This window comes from Streptomyces sp. NPDC002309, assembly GCF_053593375.1.
Genome location: NZ_JBSFCI010000007.1, coordinates 173406 through 196430 on the forward strand (window position 1 = coordinate 173406; position 23025 = coordinate 196430).

Annotated in this window: 20 protein-coding genes and 1 pseudogene; 6 read left to right on the forward strand and 15 right to left on the reverse strand. The window is 71.9% G+C overall.

The window, feature by feature from the left end:
• Positions 1-433: 433 nt before the first annotated feature.
• Positions 434-1621 carry a DUF5685 family protein gene (locus ACWCPM_RS08800; protein ID WP_450975417.1) on the reverse strand — a complete coding sequence of 396 codons (1188 nt, stop codon included), beginning with the start codon at positions 1619-1621 and terminating at the stop codon, positions 434-436.
• Between the two features lie 335 nt (positions 1622-1956).
• On the opposite strand from ACWCPM_RS08800, the gene ACWCPM_RS08805 reads away from it, so the two are divergent.
• Complete coding sequence (locus tag ACWCPM_RS08805; protein ID WP_450975418.1) at positions 1957-2394, forward strand: cell division protein SepF; 438 nt, start codon at positions 1957-1959, stop codon at positions 2392-2394.
• Positions 2395-2429: 35 nt separating this feature from the next.
• Here the strand turns inward: ACWCPM_RS08805 and ACWCPM_RS08810 are convergent, their stop codons facing one another.
• Positions 2430-3620, reverse strand: a complete 1191-nt coding sequence (locus ACWCPM_RS08810) for an acyl-CoA dehydrogenase family protein (RefSeq protein WP_450975419.1) — start codon at positions 3618-3620, stop codon at positions 2430-2432.
• 125 nt (positions 3621-3745) lie between these two features.
• On the reverse strand, positions 3746-5368 hold the full coding sequence (locus ACWCPM_RS08815; protein ID WP_450975420.1) for an MFS transporter: 1623 nt from the start codon (positions 5366-5368) through the stop codon (positions 3746-3748).
• 262 nt (positions 5369-5630) lie between these two features.
• On the opposite strand from ACWCPM_RS08815, the gene ACWCPM_RS08820 reads away from it, so the two are divergent.
• Complete coding sequence (locus ACWCPM_RS08820) at positions 5631-6872, forward strand: mannosyltransferase family protein (RefSeq protein WP_450975421.1); 1242 nt, start codon at positions 5631-5633, stop codon at positions 6870-6872.
• A 240-nt stretch (positions 6873-7112) separates the two neighbouring features.
• Complete coding sequence (locus tag ACWCPM_RS08825) at positions 7113-8165, forward strand: phosphatase PAP2 family protein (RefSeq protein ID WP_450975422.1); 1053 nt, start codon at positions 7113-7115, stop codon at positions 8163-8165.
• Positions 8166-8246: 81 nt separating this feature from the next.
• On the opposite strand, the gene ACWCPM_RS08830 is transcribed toward ACWCPM_RS08825, so the two are convergent.
• A complete protein-coding gene (locus tag ACWCPM_RS08830; protein WP_450975423.1) occupies positions 8247-8456 on the reverse strand; it encodes an I78 family peptidase inhibitor in 210 nt (69 codons plus the stop codon).
• A 411-nt stretch (positions 8457-8867) separates the two neighbouring features.
• Here ACWCPM_RS08830 and ctaD point away from each other — a divergent pair, with 411 nt between their 5' ends.
• Entirely contained in the window at positions 8868-10568 is a 1701-nt protein-coding gene (gene ctaD, locus ACWCPM_RS08835) for an aa3-type cytochrome oxidase subunit I (protein WP_450975424.1), read from the forward strand.
• Between the two features lie 2 nt (positions 10569-10570).
• Here the strand turns inward: ctaD and ACWCPM_RS08840 are convergent.
• The 4 genes and pseudogenes from ACWCPM_RS08840 to ACWCPM_RS08855 form a co-directional block, all read right to left on the reverse strand.
• Positions 10571-10930 (reverse strand): annotated as a pseudogene (locus ACWCPM_RS08840) (DNA-binding transcriptional regulator); the annotation flags it as partial.
• 81 nt (positions 10931-11011) lie between these two features.
• A complete protein-coding gene (locus tag ACWCPM_RS08845) occupies positions 11012-13186 on the reverse strand; it encodes an acyltransferase family protein (RefSeq protein ID WP_450975425.1) in 2175 nt (724 codons plus the stop codon).
• Between the two features lie 175 nt (positions 13187-13361).
• Positions 13362-13964, reverse strand: a complete 603-nt coding sequence (locus ACWCPM_RS08850) for a transglycosylase family protein (RefSeq protein WP_450975426.1) — start codon at positions 13962-13964, stop codon at positions 13362-13364.
• Between the two features lie 115 nt (positions 13965-14079).
• Entirely contained in the window at positions 14080-14736 is a 657-nt protein-coding gene (locus ACWCPM_RS08855) for a LysM peptidoglycan-binding domain-containing protein (protein WP_450975427.1), read from the reverse strand.
• 546 nt (positions 14737-15282) lie between these two features.
• Here ACWCPM_RS08855 and ACWCPM_RS08860 point away from each other — a divergent pair.
• Positions 15283-16065 carry a hypothetical protein gene (locus tag ACWCPM_RS08860; protein ID WP_450975428.1) on the forward strand — a complete coding sequence of 261 codons (783 nt, stop codon included), beginning with the start codon at positions 15283-15285 and terminating at the stop codon, positions 16063-16065.
• Between the two features lie 132 nt (positions 16066-16197).
• Positions 16198-16575 carry a hypothetical protein gene (locus ACWCPM_RS08865; RefSeq protein ID WP_450975429.1) on the forward strand — a complete coding sequence of 126 codons (378 nt, stop codon included), beginning with the start codon at positions 16198-16200 and terminating at the stop codon, positions 16573-16575.
• Positions 16576-16613: 38 nt separating this feature from the next.
• Here ACWCPM_RS08865 and der read toward each other — a convergent pair whose 3' ends face one another.
• The 7 genes from der to ACWCPM_RS08900 all read right to left on the reverse strand — a co-directional run bounded on the left by der (position 16614) and on the right by ACWCPM_RS08900 (position 22984).
• Complete coding sequence (der, locus tag ACWCPM_RS08870) at positions 16614-18098, reverse strand: ribosome biogenesis GTPase Der (RefSeq protein ID WP_450975430.1); 1485 nt, start codon at positions 18096-18098, stop codon at positions 16614-16616.
• A 122-nt stretch (positions 18099-18220) separates the two neighbouring features.
• Entirely contained in the window at positions 18221-18892 is a 672-nt protein-coding gene (locus ACWCPM_RS08875; RefSeq protein WP_450975431.1) for a lysophospholipid acyltransferase family protein, read from the reverse strand.
• Complete coding sequence (cmk, locus tag ACWCPM_RS08880; protein WP_450975432.1) at positions 18889-19569, reverse strand: (d)CMP kinase; 681 nt, start codon at positions 19567-19569, stop codon at positions 18889-18891. Before cmk ends, ACWCPM_RS08875 begins: the two co-directional genes overlap by 4 nt.
• 114 nt (positions 19570-19683) lie before the next feature.
• Positions 19684-20769, reverse strand: coding sequence for a prephenate dehydrogenase (locus ACWCPM_RS08885; protein ID WP_450975433.1), 1086 nt, complete (start codon positions 20767-20769; stop codon positions 19684-19686).
• Positions 20766-21128, reverse strand: coding sequence for a chorismate mutase (gene aroH / locus ACWCPM_RS08890; protein WP_450975434.1), 363 nt, complete (start codon positions 21126-21128; stop codon positions 20766-20768). The genes ACWCPM_RS08885 and aroH overlap by 4 nt, the downstream gene beginning before the upstream one ends.
• 117 nt (positions 21129-21245) lie before the next feature.
• Positions 21246-22268 (reverse strand): ADP-ribosylglycohydrolase family protein, encoded by a 1023-nt coding sequence (locus tag ACWCPM_RS08895; RefSeq protein ID WP_450975435.1) that lies wholly within the window; start codon positions 22266-22268, stop codon positions 21246-21248.
• A complete protein-coding gene (locus ACWCPM_RS08900) occupies positions 22265-22984 on the reverse strand; it encodes an NUDIX hydrolase (RefSeq protein WP_450975436.1) in 720 nt (239 codons plus the stop codon). The genes ACWCPM_RS08895 and ACWCPM_RS08900 overlap by 4 nt, the downstream gene beginning before the upstream one ends.
• Between the last annotated feature and the right edge of the window lie 41 nt (positions 22985-23025).

Here is a 23025-nt window from a genome sequence, read left to right on the forward strand (position 1 = left end):
CACCTCGTTCGTCGAACGCCCCCGGACCGCGGCCGTCGGCCGCCCAGGAACCGGGGATGTCCGGAAGTCGCCCCTCCGGATGCTCACCGCTCTTCCGAATGCCGTAGCCACTCCAGACGGCCGCCGCGACTCCGGACAGCCGCCCCCGACTCCGGACACCCGCCACCACTCCGGACACCCGCCCCCGACTTCGGACACCCGCCGCCACTCCGGACAGCCGCCCCCGACTTCGGACACCCGCCGCCACTCCAGACAGCCGTCGCAACTCCGGACGGCCGTCGCAACTCCGGACGGCCGTCGCAACTCCGGACAGCCTTCGGGCCGGAGGCCGTGCGCTCCCGTGGTGGCCGTACACACCGACGGGTGGCCGTACGCGCCGACGGACGGCCGTACCCGCCGACCGGGCCGGTGGGCCCGGACACCGTTTCCGGGGTCAGCAGTTGCAGTCGCAGCCGCAGCCGTCGCAGCACTTCCCGCAGCCGTTGCAGCAGTCGCAGCACTCACAGCAGTCGGAGCAGTCGTCACACCGATTGCAGAAGCCCTCCTTGGGCTCCCGCGTCCACGGGTCCTCGTACTCGCCGCAGCACATCTGGCACGTACACGCGAGGCCCGCCCAGACGAGGCATCCCGCGAGCAGCCCTCGCCGGTCGCGGCGCGGCGGCCCGGGCGGCAACGGAGCGCCGGGCCCGCCGGGCGGACCGTAGGGATTACCCGGCGGCGGACCGTAGGGACCGGCCAGTTCGGGCCCGTGCCCGCACGAGGCGGTGCCGAAGGCGCGGTCGACCGAGGCGGGCAGTTCGTGCACGAGCAGCCGGTGCGCCAGCCGCCCGTCGGAGAACTCGACCTCGCGCAGCGCGAGCCGGATACCGTGCACGGCGTCACCGGCGAGCCGGCGGGCCTCGGTGAGCGAGGTGCCCGTCGCGGCGAGCGGGTTCCAGGCACCCGACGCGGCGTCAGTTTCCCGGTCCTCCACGGCGTCCAGCAGATGCGCCAGCCGCCCGAAGAGCCGCCCGGCCTCCGCGAGCGGCTCGGCGTTGCCCGGACGCCCGGCCAGAACGGCGGTGTGCGCGAAGGCGGCGGCCGTAGCGGTCTCCGTCGGTTCGGTGACCGCCAGGATCGGCGTCCCGAGTCCGGCGAGCGCCTCGATGCCGGCCTGCCTGTCCACGGCGTCGACCAGCACCGCGGTGTCGAAGCCGACTCCGGCCCCGCCCCGGGCCCCGGCACGCCCCCACCGGTCCGCGACCCGGCGCGCGGCGAGCGCCACGGGCGCCCGGGCCAGCAGCCCGTCCCCGTCGGCCACGTGGTCACGCACCTTGGCCGAGGCGAGCACCAGCGAGACGGCGGCCGCCAGCCGAGCCCCCTCGCCCTGGGCGACGGACGCGCTCCGCATCCCGCGCAACGGGCACGGCCCGGCCGTACGCCGCAGCTTCCCGCCGTCCGGCGCGAGCGCCTGAGCCTCCGTCAGAACGGAGACCAGCAACCCGTCGTAATTGGTCACCACGCGTGCGAACTGCCCGTGGTCGCTGCGCAGCGCGAGACACAGTCCGCACAAATGCGCCATCCACTCGGTCTTGAGCCGCTCTCCCAGCCGGTGCCGGCACGGTCTGACGATTCCGAACATGGTGATCCCCCGTGGTACGCGCGATGTTGAGCGGCGGCATCGTATCGAGATCGAGCACTTCTTCGTATCGGCCGATTTTCACATCGGTTCGATCGCTCCGGTTCACCCGTACGCCCCGGCGCTCACCCGTACGCCGGTAAGAATCATATTTCACTCACAGTCAGCAGCTGTGTATGGCAACACCCTTGGGGTATCCGGGCTCTCGACGGATCCGCCGTGCACCAGTACCGTCACAAACCCCCCGTGCGGCGTCTATCCACTTGGCGCGCCGTCCGCATCATGGATGACGATAGGGATGCGGAAAGCGAGAAGGATTGCTGTGAGAGGAGGCGTCCATGGGATCGGTGCGCAAGGCGAGTGCGTGGCTCGGCCTCGTCGACGACAACGATGACGAGCGGTACTACGACGACGAGTACCCCGAGGGGACCGAGTCCGGCGACGCCTGGGTCACGGACCCGCGGGTGAAGGTGGCCGCGGACACGGCCGAGCAGAAGGAGCGCCGGATCGCGACGGTGACCCCGGACGGCTTCCGGGACGCCCGTGCCATCGGCGAGCTGTTCCGGGACGGCGTGCCGGTCATCATGAACCTGACGGCGATGGAAGCCGCCGACGCCAAGCGCGTGGTGGACTTCGCGGCCGGCCTGATCTTCGGGCTGCGTGGATCGATCGACCGCGTGTCCAACCGCGTGTTCCTGCTGACCCCCTCCGACACGGAGATCGTCAACGGGGACCCCTCCGCCCACCGGACGGACGGGTTCTTCAACCAGAGCTGAGGCAGGGCCGCTCACCGGAGCCGCCCCGACGGGGGCTAGCGGAAGGCATCCAGTCCGGTGAGCGCCTTGCCCAGTACGAGCTGGTGCATCTCGACGGTGCCCTCGTAGGTGAGCACCGACTCCAGATTGGTCGCGTGCCGCATCACCGGGTACTCCAGGGAGATCCCGTTGGCACCGAGGATCGTCCGGGCCGTCCGGCAGATCTCGATGGCCTCCCGCACGTTGTTGAGCTTGCCGAAGCTGACCTGCTCCGGCCGCAGCCGCCCCGCGTCCATCCGCCGCCCCAGATGATGGGCGAGCAGAATCCCCTTGTGCAGCTCGACCGCCATGTCGGCGAGCTTGGCCTGGGTGAGCTGGAACCCGCCGATGGGCCGCCCGAACTGCTCCCTCGTCTTCGCGTACGCGACGGCGGCCTCGAAACTGGCCCGCGCCGCGCCCATCGCTCCCCAGACGATGCCGTAGCGCGCGTGGGACAGACAGCTGAGCGGTCCCCGCAGTCCGGACACCTCCGGCAGTACGGCATCCGCGGGCAACCGCACGTCGTCGAGGACCAGTTCGCTCGTCACGCTCGCCCGCAGCGACCACTTGTGCTTGATCTCGGGCGCCGAGAAGCCGGGGGCGTCCGTGGGCACCACGAACCCGCGGATCCCGTCGTCGGTCTGCGCCCACACCACGGCCACCCCGGCGACGGACCCGTTGGTGATCCACATCTTGCGCCCGTCGAGCACCCAGTCGCCGCCGTCGCGCTTGGCGTACGTGCGCATGGACGCCGGGTCGGACCCGTGGTCGGGCTCGGTCAGCCCGAAGCACCCGATGACGTCACCGGAGGCCATGTCCGGCAGCCAGCGCTGCTTCTGCTCCTCGGAGCCGAACCGGTGGAGGGCGTACATGGCGAGCGAGCCCTGCACCGACACCAGCGACCGGATCCCGGAGTCGGCGGCCTCCAGCTCCAGACAGGCGAGGCCGTACTGCACCGCGCTGGCGCCCGCGCACCCGTACCCGCTGAGCGACATGCCGAGGGCGCCGATCCCGCCGAGCTCCTTGGCCAGTTCCCTGATCCCGGGCAGCTCGCCCGCCTCGTACCACTCGGCGACGAAGGGCAGCACACGATCCGCGGCCCAGTGGCGCACGGTGTCCCGGACGGCCAGGTCCTCGGGCTCCAGCAGATCGTCGATCCCGAGCGGGTCCGACGGGTCGAAGGCGGGCGGTTTCGGGGACACGGGCATCCTCCGGGCAGCTCAAACTAGCAGCGCTAGTCACGGACTGGGGGTGACGTTACGACGCGGGGAGTCCCGGAGCAACCACCCGCGGGCCGCCGCCGGCGATGATCCGCGCGGGCGACGTCCCTCCCTCAGCGGACCCGCACAGGGGGAGCATGGGCGGGGGCCCCGATGTCGGCACGGGGCGACGGCACATCGACGGCGACATCGGCCTCGCAGTGCATCACCCGGGGCAACCGCAGCGCCATCACGGCCCCGAGGAACAGCAACCCCGCGCTCACCAGCAGCGTCACATGCAGTCCGTGCACGAAGCTCTCGCGGGCCGCCCGCCGCAGCGCCAGTCCGGCCGAGCCGCCGAGCTCCTCGGCGACGTCGTACGCCTCGCCCAGGGAACGCCCCGCCGCGGCCGACGCCGTCGCCGGAACGCCGGGCACGGAGGACAACCCGGGCGTGTAGGCCGCGTTCATCACCGTACCGAGCAGCGCGATCCCGATTCCCGCCCCCAGTTGGTACGACGTCTCCCCTATCGCCGCCGCACCGCCCGCCTGCTCCGCGGGGGCCTCGCTCAGCATGGACTCGTACGCCCCGAACAGCGTCGTCTCCAGCCCGAATCCCAGCAGCACGAAGCCGGCCAGCAGCAGCGGGGGCCGGTCCTCGTGCCCCATCGCGGTCAGCAGCACGACCGCCGCCGCGGTCAGGCAGAACCCGGCGCAGACCATCAGCCGCGGCCCGAACCGCCGCAGCATCCGCGCCCCGAAGAGTCCCGCCGCCATCGCCGCCACGGTCAGCGGCAGCAGCCTCAGCCCCGTCTCCAGCGGCGACAGCCCGAGCACGAGCTGCAGATACTGAGCGGCGATCAGCTCCAGCCCCACCAGGGCGAGCATCGCCAGCACGATGCACCCGACCGACGTGCTGAACGCCGGCCGCGCGAACATCCGCAGGTCCACCAGCGGATGCTTGCGGCGCCGCTGTCGCCGTACGAACAGCACGAGAAGCGCCGCGCCCACGAGCAGCGGCACCACGGTGAGCAGGCCGGCGGCCGGCTCCTGGCCACCCAGCCGCTTGACGCCGAACACCACGCCGAACAGACCGGCCGCCGCCATCAGCGCGCCGCCCACGTCCCAGGGCCCGTCGCCGCTGCCCGTCGACTCGGGCAGCAGAAGCCGTCCCACCGGCAGGCTGACCAGCATCAGCGGGATGTTGACGAGGAAGACCGACCCCCACCAGAAGTGCTCCAGGAGAAAGCCGCCGAGCAGCGGCCCGACCGCCGCGCCGACGGCGGCCACCGCGCTCCAGATACCGATGGCGAGCGCCCGTTCGCGCCGCCCGGGGAAGACCTGCCGCAGGATCGACAGCGTGGCGGGCATGATCATCGCGCCGCCGACGCCGAGCAGCGCCCGGGCGAGGATCAGCAGTTGCGGGTCCTGGGCGACGGCCGCCATCGCGGAGGCGACACCGAACAGGGCGTATCCGAGCAGCAGGATCCGTCTGCGGCCCACCCGGTCCCCGAGGGTGCCGAAGAGGATCAGCAGCGAGGCGCAGACCAGCGGGTAGGTGTCGACGATCCAGAGCAGCTCTGTCGCGCTGGGCCGGAGGTCCTCGGTGACGGCGGGCACCGCGACGTGCAGCACGGTCGCGTCGACCGCGACCAGCAGCAGACTGGTGCAGAGGACCACGAGGACGACCCAGCGGTTGGCACCGGCCCCGGCCGCCCGACGGCGCAGCCCGACGGCAGCCGTGGTCGTCCCGGACATGTACGTACCTCCCAGATGTTTCCTCGCGCTCGGCGGGCTCACGGGGGCGGGGGACCTCCCGCGACTCGGCCGGAGAGGAGCGGTGGTCTCCGGCCCGCGCAACGAAGGGCGAGTGAAGCGTCAGCGTACGCGAGTTCCCGCCCAGGTCGGGTGGCGGACCTCTCATACATCTGGCGTAACGATGTGGCGTGCGCCACTGCCCTTCCCCTCCAGCACGCGAGGGCCGTCGGACCGGTTGCGGGCGCCGTCGATAATCGGGCCCGTGACCGATCTCGAGACACGCGTGGCACCCCGGAGACTCATGGGAGCGGGCCCGGCCCTGCTCGGGTACGCGGCCGTCCGCGCCCTGGGCCTGCTGGTGCTCGCCGTCTGGAGTGCCGCGCGCGACAAGAGCGCGTTCACCCTGCTGACCGCCCGCTGGGACTCCCTCTGGTACACCCGGGTCGCCGAGCTGGGGTACGGCTACGAGGTGCGGCTGCCCAACGGCGACGTGCACTCCAACCTCGCCTTCTTCCCGCTGCTACCCTGGCTGGAGCGGCTGCTGCACGCGACGACCCCGCTGTCGTACGCCGGCGCCGGCTTCGTCGTCGGCCTGCTCGCCTCGCTCGCCGCGGCGTGGGGGATCTTCGCGGTGGCCGCCCATGTCCACGGGCGACGGGCGGGCGCCTACGCGGTGCTGCTGTGGGCGGTGCTGCCGGTCGGGATCGTGCAGTCGATGGCGTACAGCGAGTCGCTGTTCACCGCGCTCGCCGCCTGGTCGCTGTACGCGGTCCTCACCGGCCGCTGGCTCACCGCGGGCGGCCTGGCCCTGCTGGCGGGTCTGACCCGGCCGGTGGGTCTCGCGGTGGTGGCGGCGGTCTGGGCGGCCGGCATCGCCGCCTTCCTCCGGGAGCGGGCCGGCACTGCTCCATCCGCGCACCACCGGAGCACAGTTCACGAACCAGGCGCGCACCTCGACGCACACGCCCCCTCCCCTACCCGCCGACGGCCCCAGGACGGCGCACCGGCCTGGCGACGCGCCCTCGGCATGTTCCTCGCGCCCCTCGGCGCCGCCGGGTACGTCCTCTGGGTCGGCCACCGCACCGGCTCCGGACCGCTCGGCTATCTCGACGTCCAGGCGGGCTGGCGCAACGGCTTCGACGGCGGATACGCGTTCGCCCGCTTCGTCGCCGAGAAGTTCACGTCGTTCCCCTCGGCCCTGGCCGGCCTGGGGCTGGTCACCGGGGTGGCCCTGGTGATCGGGCTGTACGTCGTCTGCGTCCGCCAGCGCCAGCCGCTGCCGCTCCTGGTCTACGCGGGGGTCGTCACCGCCCTGGCCCTGTGCGCGTCGAGCTACTTCGGTTCGAAACCGCGCCTGCTCCTCCCGGCGTTCCCCCTGCTGCTGCCCCTCGCCCTCGCCCTGGCCCGGCGGCGCGGTGCCACCTCGGCAACGGTGGTCGGCGCCGTCGCGGTCGCCTCCGCGGTGTACGGCGCGTTCTGGCTGAACGGTTCCGGTCCGCCGTGAGCCGCCGCGGACGTTCGGTGAGCGCATGGCGAATTCCTTCGGATGTTCGGGTGAACGATTACACAAGCGGCCTAAAACAACCCCACTGGAATGATCAAAGGAAATGAAGGGAACGAGACCTGCGTATTGCCGGATTCCTTGGAGATAAACCCGTTCCTGAGGGCAATGACACATCACATCGTCATTACAACCCCGGTGATTCGTCGGGGATCAGAGCTCACTCGCTGTAACGTCGATTGGGTGCGTACCGAACCAAAGCTGACCCGGCTCGACCGGATCTTCGCCCGGCTGGACCGTGAACCCGAGCGGCCGGCCCTCGACGTGCCGCGCATGACGCGGCACCGGGTGGTGCTCTTCGGCGCGACGCTCGCCTTCTACCTCACGATCGTCCTGGCCGTGGTGACCACCTCGTGGCTGGTCCGGTTCGACTGGCAGGCGATGCTCTTCCGGCCGTACCAGCAGTGGTCCGAGATCCACGCGTTCCTCGACTACTGGGTGGTCCTCGGCCAGCGCGGCCCGACCGCCGTGATGGTCGCCGCCTGGCTGGGCTGGCGCTCCTGGCGGCAGCACACCGTACGGCCGCTGCTGGCCTTCGGTGCGGCGCTGCTGCTGCTGAACGTGACGGTCGGCGCCGTGAAGTACGGCCTGGGCCGCTCGGGCCCGCACTACGCGACCGAGGTCGGCTCCAACGAGATGTGGCACTGGTTCCAAGCCGGCAGTGACATATTTCCCTCGGGTCACACCGCGAACGCCGTGGTGACCTGGGGCATCCTCGCCTACCTCGCCACCTCGCCGCGGGCCCGGCGCTGGCTGTCCGCGCTGTCGGCCGTGCTCTCGCTCAGTGTCGGCCTGACCACCGTCTACCTCGGTACGCACTGGCTCAGCGATGTGCTGCTGGGCTGGGCCGCGGGTCTGCTGATCCTGCTGGGGCTGCCGTGGTTCGAGCCGCCGATCGCCCGCGCCGAGGCATGGCTGCTGGAGGTGCGCGGCCGCCTGCTCACGGGAGCGCGCCGGACGGCGCCGCAGCCCGCGCCCGTCCCCGCCGCGGCACCGGTCGCGGTCGGCCCGCTCACGGCCGCCGAGGAGGAGGCCCCGTCGCGCGAGACGGTCTCCCAGGCCACGGCCCACGCCCCCCGCGCGTCGCTCTTCCGGACGCCGGTCGCGCACACCACCCGCGCGGAGCGCACGCCGGTCAAGCCCGCGGGCAGCCGGCGTCCGCCGCATCCCGAGCGCGTCACACGCGGCTCGACACCGGCGGCACGCCCGCTCACCGGCGGCGCCACGGGCGTCTGACAGGCACGGACGACACGGGGTGAGGGCCCCGGTCCCCCGCTCGGGGGACCGGGGCCCTCACCCCGTTCGCGGTCGTCCTGGTCAGCCCTTCCAGGCCCGTGCCACGCTGCCGTCCCTCACCTCGAAGTTCAGCCGGCCCACCCGGTACTCCATGGTGATGATCGCCCCGGGCGGCAGCGAGCGCACCGAGGTCCAGCCGTGCCCACGCGCGCGCTGCTCCGCGTCGGCCTGGGCGAGGCCGACGTAGGTCTCGGGGTCGTCATCGGGTTCGGATGTCGAGAACGGTGCCATGCCGTCACGCTAGGCGCTGCGCGGCGGGCGGGGAAGTGGAAGTGCGAGCCGTGCACCGTCCGTCACTGATCCCCCTCCGGTCACACTTCTGTCACAGCCTCACGACATGCGTTTCCGTACGCCTTCCTCACACGGACGGGCGGTTCCGTACGCCTTACGCACGTATTCGAACGCAATTCCCGCGTGTCGGCACGGCACTCCGAATTGTCGGCGGAAAGCTCGCGGATGACTGCCCCCTGACGGTCCGGCGAGCGCCTTTTCATTCCGGTTCGGTCCCGGTCCGCGAGACGACGGAACGACACAGGAAACACACGCATTCCGCACAGGATCCCCGCGGCGCGGACCCGGCCGGCCCGGGACGCGAAGGGGCGAAGGGGCGAAGGGGCGAAGGGGCGAAGGGGCGAGCACAGCATGCGGACGCAGACCGTACCGGCGACAGAAGGCCCCCGACCGGCCCGGCGACCCGGCCGGGTGGTCGTCGACTGGCTGACCACCACCGACCACAAGAAGATCGGTCACCTCTACCTGATCACGTCGTTCGCGTTCTTCCTGGTCGCCGGGGCGATGGCGCTGGTGATGCGCGCCGAGCTGGCCCGGCCGGGACTGCAGATCGTGAGCAACGACGAGTTCAACCAGCTCTTCACGATGCACGGCACGATCATGCTCCTGCTGTTCGCGACGCCGAGCTTCGCGGGCTTCGCCAACGAGCTGATGCCGCTGCAGATCGGCGCGCCCGACGTGGCGTTCCCCCGGCTGAACATGCTCTCGTACTGGCTGTTCCTGTTCGGTGGGCTGATCGTGCTGGGCTCGCTGCTCGTGCCCGGCGGACCGGCCTCCTTCGGCTGGTTCGCCTACGCGCCGCTCAACAGCCTGGAACGCTCACCCGGCGTCGGGGCCGACCTGTGGATCATGGGGCTGGCGCTGTCCGGGTTCGGCACGATCCTCGGCGCGGTCAACTTCATCACCACGATCATCGTGATGCGCGCCCCCGGCATGACCATGTTCCGGATGTCGATCTTCACCTGGAACACGCTGTTCACGTCGATCCTGATCCTGCTGGCGTTCCCGGTGCTCGCGGCGTCCCTGCTGGTGCTGGAGGCGGACCGGCGGTTCGGCAGCCAGGTCTTCGACGCGGCGAGCGGCGGGGCGCTGCTGTGGCAGCACCTGTTCTGGTTCTTCGGGCACCCCGAGGTCTACATCATCGCGCTGCCGTTCTTCGGCATCGTCACGGAGATCATCCCGGTCTTCAGCCGGAAGCCGGTCTTCGGTTACGCGGCGCTGGTCGGGGCGACGATGGCCATCACCGGTCTGTCGGTGGTGGTGTGGGCGCACCATATGTTCGCGACCGGCGCGGTGCTGCTGCCGTTCTTCTCCTTCATGAGCTTCCTGATCGCGGTGCCGACCGGGGTGAAGTTCTTCAACTGGACCGGGACCATGCTGGGCGGCTCGCTGTCCTTCGAGACGCCGATGCTGTGGTCGGTCGGCTTCCTGGTGACGTTCCTGTTCGGCGGGCTGACCGGGGTGATCCTGGCGTCTCCGCCGCTGGACTTCCATGTCACGGACTCGTACTTCGTCGTCGCGCACTTCCACTACGTGGTGTTCGGCACCGTCGTCTTCGCGATCTTCGCGGGCTTCTACTTCTGGTGGCCCAAGTTCACGGGGAGGATGCTCGACGAACGGCTCGGCAGGATCCATTTCTGGACGTTGTTCGTCGGCTTCCACACCACGTTCCTGGTGCAGCACTGGCTGGGCGCCGAGGGTATGCCCCGCCGCTACGCGGACTACCTGGCCACGGACGGTTTCACCGCCCTGAACACCCTCTCGACGATCGGCGCGTTCCTGCTCGGCCTGTCGACGCTGCCGTTCCTCCACAACGTCTGGAAGACGGCGAGGTACGGCACGAAGGTCGAGGTCGACGACCCCTGGGGCTACGGCCGCTCCCTGGAGTGGACGACCTCCTGCCCGCCGCCGCGGCACAACTTCACGGCACTGCCGAGGATCCGCTCCGACTCGCCGGCGTTCGACCTGCACCATCCGGAGTACGCGGAGCGTCATGCCCTTCCGGAGCCCGGCGCTCCAGAGCCCGGCTCAGACGGCCCCGGGCGGCCGTGAGGGCGACGCGTTTCCACGGTGCGGCGGGGGGCGGTGCCGTCGTGGTCCAGGTACGCGGGACGCGGCCGTTCGGCGTCCCGGCACAGTCCCGCGAACTCGCTCAGCACGGCCGGGTCGACGACCGCCCGTGAGCCCCTGAGCATCGGCACGGTGAAGGCGTTGAGCGCACCGCCCCTGCGGCGCAGCCGTTCCGGCAGCACCTGCTCCACCTCGGCGAACGCGCGCACGGAGGTCTCGCCGATGTCCTCGACGCCCCGCCCGGCGGCCGTGCGCAGTCCGACGGCGACCGCGACGGCCTCTTCGTCGTCGAGCAGCGGCGGCGGCTCGGCGCCCGCGCCCAGCGTGCAGCCCCCGCCCGTGCCCCGGACCGGTCACGGTGGTGGGCCTGGGGCAGGGACAGCGGACTCGGCAGCCGGGCGGAGGTTCCAGCACGGGCCCGAGTGTCACGCACCCGGGCGGCGGCTCAGGTCCTCGCCGTAGAGCTCCAGAAGACGGTCCTCCACCACCGGGGTGAGCGCCTCGACGTAGGCGTCCGCCAGGTGCCCGAAGTCGCGGTAGACCATGGTGTTGCCGACCACGGTCGGGCAGGTGCCGGACGGGGCGCAGATCCAGTCGTAGGGGTCGAGGACCGTCACGTCCTCGGCGGCGGCCGCCTCCCGGATGGCCTGGGTGACCTCGGGCTTGCGGTCGGCCTCGGAGCGGTGCCGGGCGCAGTCGCTCAGGGAGTCCGGGTGCGCCACCGCGCAGTCCACCGCGTTGTTCTTCGGCCAGGGGTTGTCCAGCACGGTCAGCACCCGGGTGCCGCCCTCCTGGAGCATCCGGTACGTCTCGGCCTGGCCCTTGCCCCAGACCTCGGCCATGTCGCCCTCGCCGTACAGCTTGGCCGAGTTGGAGCTCGACGTGATGACGAGTTCCGGCTTCATCTCGCGGATCTTCTCGATGGTGACCGCCCGCCAGTCGTCACAGGTCGAGTAGGGACCGCCGTTCCACTCGATGGTGATCTGGGAGACCTTGCAGGCGTTCTTGGTGAGCGAGTACAGCTTCCAGTGGTGCTTGCGGGCGATCGCGTCGAGCGCGGGGAACCACTGCGCGACGTGCGAGTCGCCGAACAGCACCACGGTGCGTTCGCCGTCCTTGTCGCCGTACAGGCAGGGCTGCGTCTGCACCGTCCCGGTCATGGTCAGCGCACAGCCGTCGGTGTAGACCGCGGACCGCTCGTAGGCCGTCTTGCGCATGCTCGGCGTGAGGTTGGACGGGAGCTGCTCCACCGGCTGCCGCAGCAGTTCGGTCAGCGCGGCGTTCGGGTCGGACGCGGTGGCGATGGTCTGCCTGGTGTCCGGCCGGGCACCGCCCTCGCTCAGAGCCGGCGGGAACTGCGCGGCGAGCAGCGCTACCGCGGCCGCCGTGGCCGACAGGCCGAGACCGAGTGAGAGGCCCCGGCCGGCCCGGGCCTTGAAGGCGCGGTGGAAGCGCATCGGGTTCTCGACGAGGTGGAGGGTGCCCCAGGCGAGGACGATGCCGCCGAGCGCCGCGATGAGGCGCAGCGGTCCCTCGTGCTCGCCGAACCCGAGCGCGGCCGGGACGATGATGATGAGCGGCCAGTGCCAGAGGTACCAGGCGTAGGAGATCCCACCGATCCAGACGGCTGGACGCAGGGAGAGGACCGCCCCGGCGCCCCGGCGCCCGGCGGCGGCGCCACCGGCGAGGACGGCGGCGGCACCGAAGACCGGGATCAAGGCGTGGTGTCCGGGGAAGGGGGTGCTCTCGTCGAAGGAGACCGCCGCGTAGGCGATGGCGGCGAGACCTCCCCAGCTGAGGACGACCGCGACGGGGCGGGGAATGTCGTCCAGGCGGTGTGCCACGAGGGCCAGCAGGGCACCCACCGCGAGCTCCCAGATCCGCGCGTGCGAACCGAAGTAAGCCCAGGACGGCGAGGCCTCGGTGAGGTGGAGGCTCAGCGCGAAGGAGCCGACGGCCAGCGTGAGCAAGGGAATCCCGAGCAGCACACGGCGCCGGAACAGCTTGAGCGCGACGATCAGGACGACGGGCCAGACGAGATAGAACTGCTCCTCCACCGCCAGCGACCAGAAGTGCTGGAACGGCGAGGGCGGCACGTCCGTGTTGAAGTAGTCCGTCCCGACCTCGGCCAGCCGGAAGTTGACGACGTACCAGGCGGAGGCGATGGCGTCCTTGGCGTGGTCCGCGAAGCGCAGCGGCCCGAGGAAGAGCCAGGAGCCGGCGAGTGTCGCCAGCACCACGAGGGTGGAGGCGGGCAGCAGGCGCAGCGCGCGGCGGGCGTAGAAGCGGCCCAGGGATATCCGGCCGTCGCGGGCCCATTCGCGGAGCATCAGCGAGGTGATCAGGAATCCGGAAATCACGAAGAAGACGTCGACGCCGACGAATCCGCCGGCGACCGAGGTCACCCCCGAGTGACCGAGCACCACGAGCGTGACCGCCACCGCGCGCAGGCCCTGGATGTCGAGTCTCAGTCCCGAGCCGCCCGCTGCCCGAGCCGGCGGCTTCCCGCCGCCCCCGGGAGCACCGTCCCGTGCTTCCGGAACGGACGGGACGACTTCGGCGAGAGGCCGCGGGGGATGTACGAGGCGGCGGACGGGCACCGTGAGGATCTCCTTGCTCGGGGGACGTCACCCGGCCGGCGCTGGTGGTCGCCCCGGAGCCGGATGATCGAACTTACCCTCGACCGGGTCCGCGAGTCATGACGTGGTGGTCACATCAGCGTAACGAGCAGGTGAACCGGGTTTGAAGCCAAACCGACGGCGTGGGACACCCTACTCAACGCACGGGAAGCGGCGGTCCGAAGTCCGCGGGGGCGTTGTGCGAGCGGGCCGCGCTGTCCGGGATGATCAGGGTCATGCCGGTGTCGATCCGGCCGGGACTCGGCCCGATGGTCTCCCTGTTGGCGTCGTAGAGCGCCTTCCAGCCACCCCCGATCCGGTACCCGGCGGCGATCGAGGACAGCGTGTCCCCGCGCTTGACCGTGTACCAGCGGCCCTTGAGGCCGTAGCGCTGCGCGCAGACCGGCCATGCCTGCCATCCCTGCTCGGCGACCACCTCCCGCGCGACGGCGATCTGCTCCGCCCGCGTGGCGAGGTCGGCGCGCGGGGCGTACTTCAGGCCGCCGAACGCCTTCCAGGTGGGCTGCGAGAACTGCAGTCCCCCGTAGTAGCCGTTCCCGGTGTTGATGTGCCAGTTGCCGCCGCTCTCGCACTTGGCCATGCAGCCCCAGGGCCACTGGTCGTCGGCACAGGCGAGGGAGGAGCGCGGGGCGGCCGGGGCGGTCGCCGGGGCCTCCGGGACCATCGCCTGGGCGGCGACCGGGGCGAGGACGGTGAGCAGGGCCGCGGCGAGGCCGAGCGTGAGTGATTTTCCGTTCATCGGATCACGCTAGGCAGTGTGCCGGGCGCGGCGGCCGAGCCGCGCCCGGCACGGGCCGGGGCCCCACCCGGTCGGCGGACCGGGCGGAGCCCCGCGCCGCGCGCGAGGACGCGGCTCAGAGGACGAGGCGCTGACCGGGCACGATCACGTCGGGATCCCCGCCGATGACCGCCTTGTTGGCGGCGAAGAGCCGCTGCCAGGTGGTGCCGTTGCGGGCCGCGATGGCGCTCAGCGTGTCACCCGGGCGGACGGTGTGGTCGCCGCGGGACGCGTCCCGGTCGCTGTGCCCCGCCTCGCGCGCGGGAGCCTGCGCGGGCCGCGACGAGGACGGCCGGGACGGCTCGGACCGCGTCGGGGCCGAGTTCCCGGCGGACACCCCGGGTGCGGCCGGCGCACCGCCGTACGCGCCGGCGCGCGTGGAGCAGGTCGGCCAGGCACCCCAGCCCTGGGCGCTCTGGACCTTGGTGGCGACGGCGATCTGCTGCTCCCTGGACGCCTGGTCGGCGGTCGCGGCGTAGGCGGTGCCGCCGTACGCGCGCCAGGTTCCGGCGGAGAACTGGAGTCCGCCGTAGTAGCCGTTGCCGGTGTTGATGTGCCAGTTGCCGCCGCTCTCGCACTGGGCGATGCGGTCCCAGACTCCGCCGTCCGCCGCCGTGGCGGTGCCGCTCGCGGCCAGCAGCCCGAGCGGGGCCAGCAGGGCCGCCCCGGCGAGCACCGCCGCCGTACGGGCCTTACGCGCGTCGTCGCGGGTGGTATCGGCACATTCGGACATGTGATTCCCTCTCCACGTACCCGGGGTCCCCCAGGCCGGGCGCGCTCCCACGCGAGGGCGTGGTCGTCGCGCCGGCCCCGTCCGCCGGCGGTGGTGCGGCGGGCCGGCCTGTCACGGCCGGCCCGGGCCGGTGGACGTACCCGAGCGGTGCTCGATGCACACGGCGCAGGAATGTACGGAGCATGCCGCCTCGGGTTCAACCAACCGCCCTTCCCTCCAGGCCAGTTCACGGTTACCCGAGGTAGCGGAATTTTTCGGCCACCCATTTCATTCGCCGATTTCAGGATTTGTCGACCAGTCCACCCTTTATGCTGTGACCTACCTCACCAACTCAAGTCCCTTACGGTGAGCGTCACTTGACGGAGTGTGTTCGAATTCATGCCGCTCGTGACCGTGTGCGGTGGATGGTTCGATTCCGTTCGCTCTTCAGCGTGACTACCGCCACAGCTCGGCCGTTGTCTTCTTCATGAGCCGGAGACGCGTCCCCGGCCCACGGGCCGGGAGCCACCCGGCCTCGCCACGTACCGCATCCCGAGGGAGCCACCCGTGCCGCGCATGCTCGACGTCAGCGACGAGGTACGCGCCGAGATCGGCGACGAAGAAGCCGACCGGCTGCTCGCCGGAGACAACGCCCCGGGCAGTTACGACTGCACGTCCTGCCGCACCCCGGGCGACTCCGAGCTCGAGCGCACCAGCACCGTCCTGTTCATCGGTGACGAGACCGCCGTGCTCGCCTTCGCCCACGCCGGCTGCCTGCCCTCACAGGTCGTCCAGGTCACCGAGGAGCAGCTCCAGGGCGCCGTGAGGTCCATCAGCGGCAACTCCGCCGACCTGGGGCCCGCGAGGGCCATGCCCGAGCAGGCCGTGCTCGGCGTGACCAGCGGCCTCGTCCTGATCGCCGGGGAGCTGCACCCGGCGCTGGTCGTCGAGCCCACCGGCCCGATCGCACGTCCCGGCTCCACCGCGGCCGGGGACGACTTCCTGCCGCTGCTGATCGAGCAGGGCTTCATGCCGGTGACCGAGCTGACCTCCCTGCCGCCGGTGCTGCACGGCTGGTCCGTACTGCTCGCCATGGGGCAGTTGCACGCGGTGCTCCAGCCCGGGATGAACGGCGGGCAGTCGGTGGCGTGGTGGCAGGCGCACCAGCCGCTGCAGGTCACCGAGGGCTGGCGGGCGGCGGCGAACAAGCACCAGCAGGTGCTGATGTTCGCCGCGCCGGTCGGTTCCATCGGGCGGCAGCCCCGGGAGGACCTGCTGCGGGACGCGCTGGACAAGGCCGCGGCGGGCGGCAAGCTGGTCGCGAGCGTGCTGCCGCTCGCGGGCACCTGACGTCCGGCGTCGTCCGGGTGGTGAGGAGCGCCGGTGGCCGCGGGTCCTCCGCGGCCGGGCGCTCCGCCCGCCGCGCCCCGTGAGGCGCCGGCTCGCCCGCATCTCTTCCGGTTCGGGGTCGTTTGGACATACGTGCACGCATACGACGTTCCCCGCCGCCAGTCCTTGCAGCCGATCCCGTCCGCTCGGTCGGGTCAGGATCACGTCGGCGGGTCATCGGCCACGCCGATCTACGACGCGCTCTGCGCCGAGTACGTGAAGTCCTTCCGTGCGCTGCCGGGCGACCGGCGCGGCGAGGAGCACCTGGGGTTCACCGCGTTCGGTTTCCTCCCGCAGGGCCCGGAGACGCACGGCGGCTCGTACGACGCCTACAGCGCGGGGGCGCAGAGCACCCGGCACAGCACCGGGCATCAGCCGACCTGGCAACGGGTCGGCACGCTCGGGCAGCAGTACGCCACCGGGATGCATCACATCCCCGCTCTGCCACCCGGCCCCCGCCGGGGGATCTGAGAGGGCGGCCCCCGACGGGGGCCGCCCTTCCGCTGTACCTACTTCTTCTTCGCGCCGCGCTTCTCGCGCACCCGCACCGAGATGTGGATCGGCGTCCCCTCGAAGCCGAACTCCTCGCGCAGGCGGCGCTCGATGAAGCGCCGGTAGCCCGCCTCGATGAAACCGGAGGCGAAGAGCACGAACCGCGGGGGCTTCGTGCCGGCCTGGGTGCCGAACAGGATGCGCGGCTGCTTGCCGCCCCGGACCGGGTGCGGGTGGGCGGAGACCAGCTCACCGAGGAAGGCGTTCAGCCGGCCCGTCGGAACACGCGTCTCCCAGCCCGCCAGGGCCGTCTCGATCGCCGGGACCAGCTTCTCCATGTGCCGGCCGGTGCGCGCCGAGACATTGACGCGAGGCGCCCAGGCGACCTGGGCCATCTCGGTCTCGATCTCCCGCTCCAGGTAGTAGCGGCGCTCCTCGTCGAGGGTGTCCCACTTGTTGTAGGCGATGACGAGCGCGCGCCCCGCCTCCACGGCCATCGTGACGATCCGCTGGTCCTGCACCGAGATGGAGTCGGCGCCGTCGATGAGCACGACGGCCACCTCGGCCTTCTCGACGGCGGCGGCGGTGCGCAGCGAGGCGTAGTAGTCGGCGCCCTGCTGAAGGTGGACCCGCTTGCGGATACCGGCCGTGTCGACGAACTTCCAGGTCTTGCCGCCGAGTTCGATCATCTCGTCGACCGGGTCCCGGGTGGTGCCGGCGATTTCGTTGACCACGACGCGCTCCTCGCCCGCCACCTTGTTCAGCAGCGAGGACTTGCCGACGTTCGGGCGGCCGATCAGGGCGATCCGGCGCGGGCCGCCGACACCGGCTCCGCCGAAGCTCTGCTGCGGTGCCACCGGCAGTGCCTCGAGGACCGCGTCCAGCATGTCGCCGGTGCCGCGGCCGTGCAGCGCCGAGACGGGATGGGGCTCACCGAGGCCGAGGGACCACAGGTAGGAGGCGTCGGCCTCGCCGCTGGGGCCGTCGACCTTGTTGGCGCACAGGACGACGGGCTTGCCGGCCTTGCGCAGCAGCCGTACGACCGCCTCGTCGGTGTCGGTGGCGCCCACCTTGGCGTCGACCACGAAGACGACCGCGTCGGCCGCCTCGATGGCGAACTCGGCCTGCGCCGCCACGGAGGCGTCGATGCCGAAGACGTCCTGCTCCCAGCCGCCGGTGTCGACGACCTTGAAGCGGCGGCCCGCCCACTCGGCCTCGTAGGTGACGCGGTCGCGGGTGACGCCCGGCTTGTCCTCGACGACGGCCTCGCGGCGGCCGATGACGCGGTTCACCAGGGTCGACTTGCCGACGTTCGGGCGGCCCACGACGGCGAGGACCGGCAGGGGTCCGTGCCCGGCCTCCTCGATGGCGCCCTCGACCTCCTCGAGGTCGAAGCCCTCTTCGGCGGCGAGCTCCATGAACTCCGCGTACTCGACGTCGCCGAGCGCCCCGTGATCGTGCTCGAACGCGTCCGAGCCGTCGGGCTGGGTCTGGTCGTTCATGAAGTCCGTACCTCGTAGTTCATCGTGGTGATCGGTGGAGTGCCCGGTTCAGGGTGATCCACTACTCAGTGTCGCCCAGCGCCCGGCCGGGCGCCTGACGTTTTCCGTTCCGCCGCCGGGCCTCAGGACCGGCCTCCGGGGGCGGACGACCGGCCCGTGAGCCGTCTGGCCAGCTCCAGGTGTTCGGTGAGCTGCTTCTGGACACGCTCGGTCGCCTCGTCCAAGGCCGTGCGGGTACGCCGTCCGCTGCCGTCGCCCGCCTGGAACGGGTCGCCGAAGACGACATCGATCCGGTGCCGCAGTGGGGGCAGCGCCTTGACGAGCCGTCCCCGCCGGTCCGAGCTTCCCAGGACGGCGACCGGGACGACCGGGGCGCCGCTGCGCACGGCGAAGTAGGCGAGCCCGGCACGCAGCGAGGCGAAGTCGCCCTCGCCCCGGGTGCCCTCCGGGAATATCCCGAGCACCCCGCCGCCGGACAGCACGTCCAGCGCCCGGGTGATCGCCGTGCGGTCGGCGCTCTGCCGGTCCACCTTGACCTGGCCGATCCCGGTCAGGAAGGGGTCGAGCGGACCGACGAACGCCTCTTTCTTGATCAGGAAGTGCACCGGCCGGGGCGCGACGCCCATCACCATCGGGCCGTCGACGTTGTGGGAGTGGTTGACGGCGAGGATGGCCGGGCCGCTCGCCGGCACCCTCCAGGCACCGAGCACCCTGGGCCGCCACAGCGCGTGCATCAGCGGGAGGCCGATACGGCGGCCGACCTCCGCGCCCCGCGGGGACGGTGCCTCGGTCACTTCGCCGCCCGCTTCTCCTCGACGAAGGTGACGACGCGCTCGATGACCTGCTGCAGCGTGAGCTCGGTGGTGTCCACCTCGACCGCGTCGCCTGCCTTGGCGAGCGGCGATGTCTTCCGGCTGGAGTCGGCCGCGTCCCGCTTGATCAGGGCCTCGCGGGTGGCCTGCAGGTCCGCGTTCTTCAGCTCACCGCTGCGCCGGGCGGCGCGGGCCTCCGCGGAGGCGGTGAGAAAGATCTTCAGATCGGCGTCCGGCAGCACCGTCGTACCGATGTCGCGGCCCTCGACGACGATGCCCCGCTCCGCGTCGCTCGCGATCGTCCGCTGCAGTTCCGTGATCCGGGCGCGGACCTCGGGCACCGCGCTGACGGCGCTGACCTGGGAGGTGACCTCCTGGGTGCGGATCGGGCCCGCGACGTCCACCCCGTCGACCGTGATCGTCGGGTCGGCCGGGTCGGTGCCGGAGACGATGTCCGGCTTGCCGGCCACGGCGGCGATCTCCGAGGGGTCGGTGACGTCGATGCCGTTGGTCACCATCCACCAGGTGATCGCCCGGTACTGGGCACCGGTGTCCAGGTAGCTCAGGCCGAGACGCGCGGCCACCGCCTTCGACGTGCTGGACTTGCCCGTGCCGGAGGGGCCGTCGATGGCGACAATCACTGCCGGGACGCTTTCCACTGTGGGGACCTTCCTGGGCCGGGGTGGCGATCTGGGGCGGGACGGTGCCCCGCACAAGGTTACTGGGTGCGGGTCACTCGTCCGGCCCACCTTCCCCGGCGAGGGGCGGACGCCCTACTGGCGCAGCGCCCAGCCCCGCTCCCGCAGCGCCGCGGCCAGCACCGGTACGGCCTTCGGCTCCACGATCAGCTGCACGAGGCCGGCCTGCTGCCCCGTCGCGTGCTCGATCCGGACGTCCTCGATGTTGACCCCGGCCCGTCCCGCGTCCGCGAAGATCCGGGCCAGCTGTCCCGGCTGGTCGTCGATGAGCACCGCGACGACCTCGTACACGCGCGGCGCGGACCCGTGTTTGCCGGGGACGCGGACCTGTCCGGCGTTGCCCCGCCGCAGCACGTCCTTGATGCCGTCCGTCCCCGCCCGGCGCTTGGCCTCGTCGGAGGACTGCAGGGCGCGCAGCGCCTGGACGGTCTCGTCGAGGTCGGCGGCGACGTCGACGAGCAGGTCGGCGACCGGGCCGGGGTTCGCGGACAGGATGTCGATCCACATCCGCGGGTCGGAGGCGGCGATCCTTGTCACGTCCCGGATGCCCTGGCCGCAGAGCCGCACGGCGGCCTCCTCGGCGTTCTCCAGGCGGGCGGCGACCATGCTGGAGACCAGGTGGGGCATGTGCGAGACCAGTGCGACGGCCCGGTCGTGGGCGTCGGCGTCCATGACGACCGGCACGGCGCGGCAGTGCGAGACGAGTTCCAGGGCGAGGTTCAGCACCTCGGTGTCGGTGTCCCTCGTCGGGGTGAGCACCCAGGGGCGGCCCTCGAAGAGGTCGCCGGTCGCGGCCAGCGGGCCGGACTTCTCCCGGCCGGACATGGGGTGCGTGCCGAGGTAGCGGGTCAGGTCCAGCCCGAGCGCCTCCAGGTCGCGGCGCGGGCCGCCCTTGACGCTGGCGACGTCGAGGTAGCCGCGTGCCAGGCCGCGCTCCATGGCGTCGGCGAGCACCGCGGCGACGTGCGCGGGCGGGGCGGCGACGATCGCGAGGTCGACGGGCCCCTGGGGCGCCTCCTCCGTGCCGGCGCCTAGCGCGGCGGCCGTGCGGGCCTGCTCGGGGTCGTGGTCGGCGAGGTGGACGACGACACCGCGCTGGACGAGGGCCAGCGCCGCGGAGGTGCCGATCAGCCCGGTGCCGATGACGAGTGCGGTTCTCACTGGGCGATGTCCTTGCGCAGAGCGGCGGCGGCGCCGAGGTAGACGTGCTGGACGGCGTGGCGCGGCTCGTCGGACTCGATGTGCGCCAGCACCCGGACGACACGGGGCATCGCGCCCTCGATGTCGAGTTCCTGGGCGCAGATCAGCGGTACGTCGAGAATGCCGAGCTTGCGGGCCGCGGCGGCGGGGAAGTCGCTGTGCAGATCGGGCGTCGCCGTGAACCAGATGCTGATCAGGTCGTCGGAGGTCAGCCCGTTCCGTTCCAGGACGGCGGTGAGCAGGGCCCCGACCTGCTCGTCCATGTGGCCGGCTTCGTCCCGTTCGAGTTGGACGGCGCCCCGGACCGCTCGTACCGCCACGGTTGCTCCTTGCTGGTGTGCGACATCGGCTCCACGTGCGTCAAGCCTAGTCAGCCCGGTGCGGGCGGGCGCGGGGCGCTCGCCCGCTGAGACGGCGGTGGGGGCCGGCCGGCGGTCTCAGTGGTCCCAGAGCGCGCCGAGCGTCACCAGCTCGCCCCGGTACTCGATCCGGTCCGCCCACTGCGCCGGCCAGACCTCGGCGCCGAGGTGGGCGCCCGCGAAGGCCCCGGCGAGGCAGGCGATCGAGTCGGAGTCGCCCGCGGTGCACGCGGCCCGGCGCAGGGCGGTCAGGGGCTCGTCCACGAACTGCAGGAAGCACAGCAGCCCGGTGGCCAGCGCCTCCTCGGCGATCCAGCCCTCCCCCGTGGCGAGGCAGGGGTCTTCCTCCGGCGAGAAGGTCCGTACGGCGTCCCGCAGCCGGTCGAGGACCCCCAGGCACTCGTCCCAGCCGCGGGCGATGAAGTGCTCGGGGCCGGGGTCCTGGGAGCGGGTCCACAGGTCGCCGAGCCAGGACTCGTGGTAGCGGGTGCGGTTGTCGTAGGCGTAGGAACGCAGCAGGCCGATGAGTCCGGTCGGTTCGGCGCCCTCGGCGAGCAGCCGTACGGCGTGCGCGGTGAGGTCGGAGGCGGCGAGCGCGGTGGGGTGCCCGTGCGTGAGGGCGGCCTGCAGCTGACTGGCGCCCGCGCGCTGTTCGTCGCTCAGCCCGGGGATCAGGCCGAGGGGCGCGACGCGCATGTTGGCGCCGCAGCCCTTGGAGTGGATCTGGCTGGCGTCCTGCCAGGCGCGACGTTCGTCCTTGAGCAGATTGCAGGCGACGAGACAGGTACGTCCCGGCGCCCGGTTGTTCTCCGGGGACTGGTACCAGTTGACGAATTCCTCGCGTACCGGCCGCTCAAGACGCTTGGGCCCGAGGACCCCCCGGTCCATCGCCGTCCGCAGCCCGCGCCCCAGCGCCAGCGTCATCTGCGTGTCGTCGGTGACGATCGCGGGCGTGGGCAGTTCCATCTGCCGCCAGGGACCGCACTTGGCGAGGATCGAGGGCACATCGTTGAACTCGGTCGGGAAGCCGAGCGCGTCCCCGAGGGCGAGGCCCAGCAGGGAGCCGGTGGCGGCGCACTTGCGGACGGTGGTCGAGGTCATGCGGGGCGTCCTTCCCTGGGCGGGCGGAGGAGGGGCGGGTGCAGGGCGGCGGCGCCGCCCGCGCGGTAGAGCGCGGCCGGTTTGCCACGGCCGCCGGTCAGGCGCGCGGCGCCGGGTACCGGGTCGACGAAGCCGGGGGTGGCGAGCACCTTGCGCCGGAAGTTGGGCCGGTCGAGCGGGGTACCCCACACGGCCTCGTAGACCTGCTGCAGCTCGCCGAGGGTGAACTCGGGCGGGCAGAAGGCGGTGGCGAGTCCGGTGTACTCGAACCGGGAGCCGACCCTGTCGTGCGCGTCGGCCAGGATCCGGTCGTGGTCGAAGGCCAGCGGCCCGGCCGAGGCGTACGGCACCCAGCGGGCCTGCGCCGCGTCGCCGCCGCCGAGCGGCTCGGGAAGGTCGGGCAGCAGCGCGGTGAAGGCGACGGACACGACCCGCATCCTGGGATCGCGGTCCGGCTCGCTGTAGGTCCGCAGCTGTTCCAGCGGCGGGCCGGGGACGCCGGACAGGCCGGTCTCCTCGGCGAGCTCGCGCCGGGCGGCCGTCTCCGCGGACTCGTCGGGCAGCACGAAGCCGCCGGGCAACGCCCAGCGGCCGGCGTACGGCTCCTGCCCGCGCTCGACGAGCAGCACGTGCAGCGCGCCGGCGCGGATGGTGAGGACGGCCAGGTCAACGGTGACCGCGAAGGGCTCGTACGCGTACTTGTCGTAGACCGGCATGCACCACCACCCCCTTAATAGTCGTACTGACTATAAAGGGG